Source organism: Microbacterium sp. HMWF026 (genome assembly GCF_003061325.1).
GTDB classification, from domain to species: Bacteria; Actinomycetota; Actinomycetes; order Actinomycetales; family Microbacteriaceae; genus Microbacterium; species Microbacterium testaceum_E.
This window is the reverse complement of the sequence record NZ_QAJB01000410.1, coordinates 1-8340: the sequence shown is the minus strand read 5'-3', so window position 1 is coordinate 8340 and position 8340 is coordinate 1. Positions and strand designations below refer to the sequence as shown.

Annotated in this window: 9 protein-coding genes; 1 reads left to right on the top strand and 8 read right to left on the bottom strand. The window is 72.5% G+C overall.

The genetic code is table 11. The features are described 5' to 3' along the window. On the top strand, positions 1-439 hold a 439-nt coding region (locus tag DBR36_RS18590), incomplete at its 5' end, for a lytic murein transglycosylase (RefSeq protein WP_258222892.1). Here the strand turns inward: DBR36_RS18590 and DBR36_RS15015 are convergent. The 8 genes from DBR36_RS15015 to purS form a co-directional block, all read right to left on the bottom strand. Then, positions 426-1352, bottom strand: a complete 927-nt coding sequence (locus DBR36_RS15015; protein ID WP_108320552.1) for an NAD(P)-dependent oxidoreductase — start codon at positions 1350-1352, stop codon at positions 426-428. The two genes, DBR36_RS18590 and DBR36_RS15015, sit on opposite strands and share 14 nt — an antisense overlap. Further along, positions 1349-2827: an FAD-dependent oxidoreductase gene (locus DBR36_RS15010; RefSeq protein ID WP_108320551.1), complete on the bottom strand. Its 1479-nt coding sequence runs from the start codon at positions 2825-2827 to the stop codon at positions 1349-1351. The genes DBR36_RS15015 and DBR36_RS15010 overlap by 4 nt, the downstream gene beginning before the upstream one ends. Next, entirely contained in the window at positions 2824-3318 is a 495-nt protein-coding gene (locus DBR36_RS15005; protein WP_108320550.1) for an ureidoglycolate lyase, read from the bottom strand. The genes DBR36_RS15010 and DBR36_RS15005 overlap by 4 nt, the downstream gene beginning before the upstream one ends. A 153-nt stretch (positions 3319-3471) precedes the next feature. Further along, positions 3472-4179 (bottom strand): GntR family transcriptional regulator, encoded by a 708-nt coding sequence (locus DBR36_RS15000; protein WP_108320549.1) that lies wholly within the window; start codon positions 4177-4179, stop codon positions 3472-3474. Positions 4180-4212: 33 nt separating this feature from the next. Continuing rightward, positions 4213-5643, bottom strand: a complete 1431-nt coding sequence (locus tag DBR36_RS14995) for a LuxR C-terminal-related transcriptional regulator (protein WP_108320548.1) — start codon at positions 5641-5643, stop codon at positions 4213-4215. Beyond that, positions 5640-7127 (bottom strand): helix-turn-helix transcriptional regulator, encoded by a 1488-nt coding sequence (locus DBR36_RS18585; protein ID WP_108320547.1) that lies wholly within the window; start codon positions 7125-7127, stop codon positions 5640-5642. The genes DBR36_RS14995 and DBR36_RS18585 overlap by 4 nt, the downstream gene beginning before the upstream one ends. 108 nt (positions 7128-7235) lie before the next feature. Continuing rightward, positions 7236-7943 (bottom strand): phosphoribosylformylglycinamidine synthase subunit PurQ, encoded by a 708-nt coding sequence (gene purQ / locus DBR36_RS14985; protein WP_108320546.1) that lies wholly within the window; start codon positions 7941-7943, stop codon positions 7236-7238. Further along, positions 7940-8188, bottom strand: coding sequence for a phosphoribosylformylglycinamidine synthase subunit PurS (gene purS, locus DBR36_RS14980; protein ID WP_108320545.1), 249 nt, complete (start codon positions 8186-8188; stop codon positions 7940-7942). The genes purQ and purS overlap by 4 nt, the downstream gene beginning before the upstream one ends. Positions 8189-8340 lie beyond the last annotated feature (152 nt).

Sequence of the window (8340 nt, the reverse complement as noted above, 5' to 3'; positions counted from 1 at the left end):
GATCGAGTCCGCCCACGGCACGCACTCCGGCGGGTCCCTGGGCGCCGACGGGTATCCCGACCCGCCGATCCGGGGCATCGCCCTGGACGGTTCGGCGAGCGCGGCCATCGCCGACACCGACGGGGGAGTCTTAGACGGGGATGCCGTGTGGGACCGTGCGGTCGGTCCGCTGCAGTTCATCCCGGCGACGTGGCAGCGCTGGGGTGCCGACGCGAACGGCGACGGCGCGGCCGACCCGAACCAGATCGACGACGCCGCTCTGGGCGCCGCGCGCTACCTGTGCGCGGCGGGCGAGATGACGAGCCCCGCGGGATGGCGTCGCGGTGTTCTCGTACAACCACCTCGACAGCTACGTCGACGACGTCGCGGCGACGGCGAACGTCTACGCGGCGCGCGCCGCGGGCTGAGGGCGCCGCGCGCGCGGCTCAGCCGCCGATGACGACGTTGAGCGGTTCCTGGCCGGCGGCGAGACGCTCGATCTGCCGCCGCACCAGCTTCGCGATGCGCGGGCGCATGGCATCCGTCGCCCCTCCGACGTGCGGGGCGATGAGCACGCCGTCGAGCGCCCACAGCGGGTGGTCGGCGGGCAGCGGCTCGGGGTCGGTCACGTCCAGCGCCGCGCGGATGCGGCCGCGACGAACGTGGTCGACCAGGGCGTCGGTGTCGACCAGCGGGCCGCGCCCCACGTTCACCACGAGGGCGCCGTCGGGAAGGGTCGACAGCGCGTGGTCGTCGATGACGTGCCGCGTCGCGTCGCCGCCGGGGAGCGAGGCGATGAGCACGTCGGTCTCGTCCAGCACCTCGTCGAGCTTTCCGAGGGGGAAGACCTCGACGTCGTCCTGCAGGCGGCCGTGCGAGGCGACCGCGCGCAGCGACACCTCGAAGGGCTTCAGGCGCGCCGCGATCGCCCGACCCACGCCGCCGAAGCCCAAGAGGGTCACGCGCTGATCGGCCAGTCCCGTGGCCGTGCCGCCGAGCCACTCGCCACGGTCCTGCGCCCGTACGAAGTCGGGCAGGCGACGCTGGGCGGCCAGCGCCAGGGCGACGGCCAACTCGGCGGTGGCGGTCTCGTGCACGCTCGACGCGTTGGCGAACGCCAGGCCGTCGGGAAGTCGTCCCTCGACGTTGTCGTAGCCGATCGACTGGCTCTGCACGAGCCCGACCTCGATCTCGGACAGGCGCTCGATCACGCCGTCCAGGGACATGTACGGCGGCACCACCATGTCGAAGCGGTCGCGGGGAGCGGCATCCGTCATGTCCCACACCACCACCTCGACGCCGTCGGGGAGGGTCCCGAGGTCATCGCGCAGTTGAGTCGAGGGGACGGAGACGGTGATCGAGGGGGACGTCATGACGCCGACGCTACTCCGGCCTCGGCCGCGGGCAGCGGTGCTTGCGCACGGCGGCCGATGTGCACGCCCACCGGCACGTCGTACGCCAGGTACTCCGCGAGCAGGCGGTCGGAATCGGCGACGAAGAGACGTCGCGAGAGGGCGGCGGCGAGCTTGGTCGCTCCGCCGACCAGGCCGGGGATCTGGTGGCTCAGCATGCCCTGGCTGATTCGCGCTCCGTGGTTGAAGAGGTGGATGCGCGAGAGCGCCGAACCTTCGGGGTCGAGGCGACTGATGAGTCCGAAGTCGTCGTCGAGGTACGGGAAGGCGGCGAGACCGGGGTTCTGCTCCGCCTGGGCCGGGGTCAGGCGGTCGCTCCACAGGGCGGCCTCGGCCGCGACTCCGGCCAGCTCGGGGCGTCGCGAGAGGTCGGCGACGATGCCCGTGGCGGCCAGCACCACGTCGTAGCGATGGATGCCGTGCGGCGTCGTCACGGCGATGTCGCGACCCGTCCACTCCGCGCGCTCCCACGGCGACGAGGTGACGAAGCGGAACCCGTCGAACGCGTGCGCGCGCCAGAGCGCGTTCTGCGTGGCGGGCTGATCGATCGCCGACAGGTGCACATTGAACGCCCACTTCTGCGCGTCGGTGAAGGATCCGTAGTTCTCGATGAGTCCCGCGAACTCCATCCACCGATACGGGCTCACCTGCGGCATGGCGGGGCGGCGCATGTGCACGTCCACCGATGCCGCCCCGTGCTCGAGGGCGGTCGCGGCGTTGTCGAAGGCGCCGGTGCCCGCGCCCAGGATGCCGACGCGCAGCCCCGCGAGGGCGGCGAAGTCGATGTCGTCGTGGGTGTGGTGCACGCGTTCGGCGGGGAGGCCCGACAACAGCGCCGGCACGTGGCGTCCGCCCGCGCCCTCGATGCCGGTGGCGAGCACGACGTGCCGGGCGGGCAGCATCCACTCGCCGTCCGGTCCCTCGAGGTGCAGCATGATCGGCTCATCGGCGCCCGCGGTCTCGAGGGCGCGCACGCGCGTCGACGACGCCACGACGATGCCCGACACGGAGCGGTACCACTGCAGGAAACCCTGCCAGGCGACGGTGGGGAAGAATCGGATGCCGTCCCACGCCGTTGCTCCGTACACGGCCTCGAACCAGGCGCGCGGGCTGATCGCCGGGGTGCCCCAGGTGGGCCAGGCGATGTCCTTGGGGGTGCGCAGCGTGTGCATGCGTGCGTACGTCGTCCACGGTCCGGCCGCGTGCGCGGGGGACGAGTCGACCACCACGACGTCGTCGATGCCGCGCCGGCGAAGGCCCCGGGCGAGCACCAGCCCGGCCTGTCCGGCGCCCACGATCACGACGGGTCGCACGCCGTCGCGGGCGGTCGCCCACGGTCGCTCCTCGCCGGCGCTCAGAGCGCTCTGGTGGGCGGCCTCGCGCTCGAGCGCGGCCAGGCGCGAGGCGGCGTCGGGGAGCGCCTCGAGCACGCTCATCCGCCCACGATGACGACGCGCACGCCGTGGGCGTCGTCGAGTCGGTGGTTGTGGTGGTCGGTGACGTTGGTGTCGTCGAGTTCGAGGTTGACGAAGTCCATGCTCGGCTCGGCGAAGAAGGGTCCCGCGTGCCACGTGCCCTTGCGCATTGTGATGGCGGTGCGCGGCGGGATGACGAAAGCGCGCAGGTCGTCGGGCGAGGGGGCGTCGACCCCGGGAGGGGCCACGGCGATCGACCACGACACGTCCCCGACGGCCATGAGCGTCTGGGTCGTCTCGAGGTGCCGGGTGACACGCGTGAACTCCGGCGCCTTGTCGGCGAGGTGCATCAGATAGAACCGGGGGATGCCGTTCGACACGTCGAGCACGGCTTCCTCCGCCGTGAAGGGCGTGCCGTCCTCCATCGGCGTGAGGACGACGCCGAAGGGGGCGAACCCCTCGGGTGTGACCGTCTGCGCGGACAGGCGGTGGAGGTCGAGGGTGTCGGTCATGGGGGCTCGCTCTCGTCGGGTGATGAGCGCGAGCCTACGCTTGTCCGACAAGTTGGAGGGCTACTTGTCTGACATGTTCACGCGCAGGTTACGCGACCGAAACGACCGGGGCGTCGACCGGCCCCTGATCTCGCGCCGCCGCCCGGGCACCGCTCACGCGCGGTGGACGCGGCGGATGAGCGCGTTTCGCAGGCCCACCGGAGCGGCCAGCTGCACCTCGCGCGACCAGTAGCCCACGCGGTCATCGGCGCCGTAGCCGCAATAGGTCATCTCGATGACGGGGATCGCCGCCGGCGCCCCCAGCGCCGCCGCCCGCTCCTCGTCGAGCGCGACGGCATCCACCCAGAGGGTCTCCCACGCCACCTGCACGCCGTTGGCGGCTTCGGCCAGATCGAACACGGGGGAGCGGGGGTCCAGCTCGGCGGCGGACGACACCGGGACGAGGTCCTCGGCGAGGGCGTAGGGCGCTCCGTCCACGCTCCACACCTTGACCGTGCGCAGCACCGTCGTGCCGTCGGCGAGATCGTCGAATCGGGTTGCGGACGGGGCCAGGACGACCCGCTCCGACGACACCAGCGCGAGATGCGGCGTGTAACCCGCACCCGTGATCGACAGCGAGTGGTCGAACTGCTCGTCGATGCGTCGTCCCACGGCGGGAAGGCGGCGGTTCGGGGTGGTGCGGGCCCCCTGCGTGCGATGCACGTACCCGCGCTCCTCGAGGCGGATCAGCGCCTCGCGCACCGACGCACGGCTCGCCCCGGTCAGCTCGGCCAGTCGTGGCTCTGAGGGCAGCGTCCGGTCGCTCTCGCTCCACAGCGCGAGGAGGCGATCGATGACGGGGTCCTGCTCGGGAACGCGCACCTGCCCATCATCGTCGATCCCACCCGCCGGTGCTCAGCCCGATGTCCTGCGCAGGACGGCGACCGCGGCCTGCCGTGTCGAGACCCCGAGCTTGGCGTAGATCGAGCGCACCTGCGATTTGACGGTGCTGAGCGACACCGACCGCGCGCGGGCGATCTGCGAGAGGGGCAGATCCGCGGCGAGCATCCGCGTCAGCGCGACCTCGGCCGGGGTGAGCGCTTCGATCCCCCCTCTGCCGCAGGATGCCGCGGATGCCGGGGGCAGCACCGCGATGAGGGCGTCGATCTGCGCCCGCAGATCGCATCGACGGGCGGCGACCGTCTGCAGCAGCCGCACGGTCTCGTGCCGCGGAACGGCCAGGAACGGGATCACCGAACCGCCGGTGCGTTCGATGAGCATGAGCGTCGCCTCCATGCTCGCCACGGCGCGCTGGGGGGCGTCGAGCCGGGCGAACGCCACCGCGCGGCGCACGAGGATCGCCGGAAGGGGCGCGAGGCAGTGCCCGTCGCCGAGAGCCACGCACGCGTTCGTCTCGTCGATGAGTTCGCGATCGCGCCCCAGGTCGAGCAGGACGGACGCGCGGTAGGCCGTGAAGCACACGGCGTGCCCCGGCTGCGTGGTGCACCCCTCGATGACCGCGAGCGCCTCGTCGAGGTCTCCCTGCAGGGCCAGGATGCCGCTGTGCAGCCCCCGCACGCGCTCGCGCACCGTGCGGTGGCTCCGGTTCGATCCGAGCAGCAGCGCCCGGCACTGCGCGAGGCCGGCCGTGTAGTCGCGCGAGACGAAGCAGGCCGTGGCACGCAGCATCCCGGCGGTGTACGACCACGACGGCTCGTCGGGTCGCGCGCTCTCGAGCTCGTCGGCGAGGTCGCGCACGCGTGCGGCGTCGGCGCGGCCGGCGGCGATCATCGCCTCGCCGAACAGCATCCAGTGGTCGGTCTCGGCGGCATCCCATCCCTCGTCGTGGAACACCGCGCGGGCCTCGTCGATCGCGACCGTGGCCGCCGCGTACTCGCCGTTCATCGACAGGTTCTGGGCGAGGACGGCGAAGGCGCGGAAGCGCCGCGCGGGCGAGTCGGCGAACAGCAGCGACGAGGTGGCGAAGCCCACGCCGATCTGCGGCCACCCGGCAGCGCCGCAGTACTCGGCGGCGCTGGCGAGGAGGATGCTCCGTGCGCCGTCGCCCATCACGGCGGGGCGGATCAGTTGGCGACCCACGAAATAACGGTGGATCAGGTCGATTCCGTCGACGAGCGAGTCGGTGCGGGCGCGTGCCGACAGCACCGCGGCCAGGGTCAGCGCCTGCCGATCGCCCCACGCGGGCGGGGGTGGGCCGGGGTCGCTCTCGGAGAGGATGACGAGATCCCTTGCGCTCGGCAGCCCGCTCCCGGGTGCGAGTCGGGCGGCGACGCGCAGGGCCACGTCCGTGGACGTGGGGGCTCCGCCCGCGGGCGCGTCGCTCACGACGCCGAGCTGGAACGGATCGGCGTGACGGGCGCGATGTCCGGCCGATCCGGCGCGAGCCCGATCAGCAGGGGCAGGGCGTCGCTGCGACGCGACACCCCGAGCTTGGCGTAGATCGAGCGCACCTGGGTCTTGACGGTGTTGACCGACACGTGGCGACGTCGCGCGATCTCGGCCAGATCCAGTTCCGTGACGAGCAGCCCCGCGAGCTCGCGTTCGGTGGGGGTCAGAGCGGCGGCGGCGGTGGCCGCCGTCGCTGTCGAAGCCAGCATCGGCAGGAATTGCCGCATCTCTTCGATCGTGTCGGCGAAATCCGTGCGGGTGCGGGCGACCAGATCGAGCAATCGTTCGGCCTCGACACGGGGGATCATGAGCAGCGGCATGACCGACCCGCCCGTGCGAGCGACCAGCAGCAGCGCGGACTCCATGCTGGTGGCGGCGCGTTGATCCTCGCCGATCCGCAGGAACGCCACCGCGCGGCGGGTGAGGACGGGGGTGAGAGAGCCGAGGCAGTGCTCTTCGGGCAGGGTCACGCAGGCGTCGGTCGAGGCGATCAGCTCGCGGTCCCGCCCCTCCTGCAGCAGCAGCGCGGCCCGGTACATGGCGAAGCACACCGTGTGACCCGGCTGCGTGACGGCCGCGTCGAGCACGCGGTGCGCCTCGGCCGTCTCGTCCATCAGGGCGAGCACTCCGCTGTAGGCGCCGGTCAGCAGATCGCGGACGAGTCGGCGGCTGCGCCCGCGGACGGATCCGTGGAGCAGGTGCTGGCTCAGTGCGCGTCCTCGCGTGAGGTCCCGCGCGATGAACGCCGCCGTGACCCGGATCATGCCGGCGGTGAATGAGGCCGAGGGGTCGCCGGGCTGCGCCGCGTCGAGCTCGTCGGCGGTCTGCTCGAGCGCGACGCTGTCGGCCCCGGTCACCACGAGCAGCGCCTGCCCCAGCAGCAGGTCGTGCGACAGCTCGGCGGGGGACCCGCCCCGTTCGTCGACGATGCGGCGCGCTTCGGCGTGCGCGGCCCGTGCGGCGGTGAACTCCGCGTTCAAGGCCAAGGCCAGGGTCAGGGGGCCCAGGGCGCGCAGTCGCTCCGCCGGCGACTCCGCGAAGAGCAGGGACTCGGACGCGTACTGGGCGCCGATGCGGGGCCAGCCGACGGCGGTCGCGTACTCGGCCGCCGAAGCGAACAGACCCGCGCGTGCGCCGGCCGAGAGAGCCGAGGGATGCCGCAGCCGCCCGTCGACGAAGTAGCGGGTGAGGGGCGCCATGCCGTCGTCGAGAGCGTCCTGCCGCGCACGGGCGACGAGCACGGTCGACACCCGGGCGGCGTCGGCATCCGTCCACACGGCGGGTGCGGGACCGGGATCGGCCTCGGACAGCAGGGAGAGGTGGCGGGCGAGGGGCTGGCCGTGCCCGGGCGTCAGCCGCACCGCTACTTGGGCGACGACGGCCCGTAACGCGGACGAGCCGTTGCCCACCGATCCGTCCACGTCAGCCCACCCGTTCTACGCCCATCGCTTCGTTCCGCGCGTGGTGCTTCGGATGCGTCCTCGCGGAATGACCAGAGGATACGGCACCCGGTGAGCCGATGGGTGAGGTCAGGCGGCGGCGCCGACGACCGCCGCGACGGCGGAGGTGAAGAACGAGAGCCCGTCGACGCCCGAGCGCATCGCGGCCGGCGTGCCCGGACCGAAGCCCGGCTCGACGGCGTGCTCGGGATGGGGCATGAGTCCCACGACGTTGCCGCGCTCGTTCGTCAGACCCGCGATATCACCCAGCGAGCCGTTCGGGTTCACCCCGATGTACCGGAAGGTCACCAGGCCTTCCCCCTCGACACGGGCCAGGGTCTCGGCATCCGCGATGTATCCGCCGTCGGCGTTCTTGAGGGGGATGACGATCTCGTCGCCCTCGGTGAAGTCGCTGGTCCACGCGGTCGAGGCGTTCTCGACCCGTAGGCGCTGGTCGCGGCGGATGAACTGCTGGTGGGCGTTGCGGATCAGACCGCCGGGCAGCAGGTGCGCCTCGACGAGCATCTGGAAGCCGTTGCAGATGCCGAGGACGGGCATGCCCTTGGCGGCGGCGTCCTTGACCTCGGACATGATCGGCGCGAAGGCCGCGATCGCGCCGGCGCGCAGGTAGTCGCCGTAGCTGAACCCGCCCGGGAGCACGAGCGCATCGACGCCGCGCAGATCGTGGTCGCCGTGCCACAGGGCCACGGGTTCGCCGCCGGCGAGGCGGATGGCGCGCTGCGCGTCGCGGTCGTCGAGCGACCCGGGGAAGGTGATGACCCCGATGCGTGCGGTCACGCCACGACCTCGACGTTGACGACGTCCTCGATCACGGAGTTCGACAGCATCTCGTCGGCCAGTTCACGAGCCCGGGCCAGGGTGGCCTCGTCGACCTCGCCCTCGACGGTGAGCTCGAAGCGCTTGCCGATCCGCACGTCCGAGAAGCGGTGCTCACCGAGTCGCGACAGGGCGCCGGCCACGGCCTTTCCCTGGGGGTCGAGAAGCTCGGCCTTGGGCATGACGTCGACGACGATGGTGGGCACTTCAGCTCCAGATGTCGGGTGGCGTAGTGCGCCCAGTCTACGCGAGCGGGCCTGCCTCCACCGTCCCGCGGCGCGGTCGGCGGGCGCTCCCGTTTCGCGCCTGCCGGGCGGGCTGCCTCCCGCCCGCCCGCGTCCGCCGGTCCGGCCGCGTC

What these genes read in the sequence shown, in the direction of transcription:
- DBR36_RS15015 (WP_108320552.1), bottom strand. Translation starts at nt 1,352, where the DNA reads ATGACGTCCCCCTCGATCACCGTCTCCGTCCCCTCGACTCAACTGCGC.
- DBR36_RS15010 (WP_108320551.1), bottom strand. Translation starts at nt 2,827, where the DNA reads ATGAGCGTGCTCGAGGCGCTCCCCGACGCCGCCTCGCGCCTGGCCGCG.
- DBR36_RS15005 (WP_108320550.1), bottom strand. Translation starts at nt 3,318, where the DNA reads ATGACCGACACCCTCGACCTCCACCGCCTGTCCGCGCAGACGGTCACA.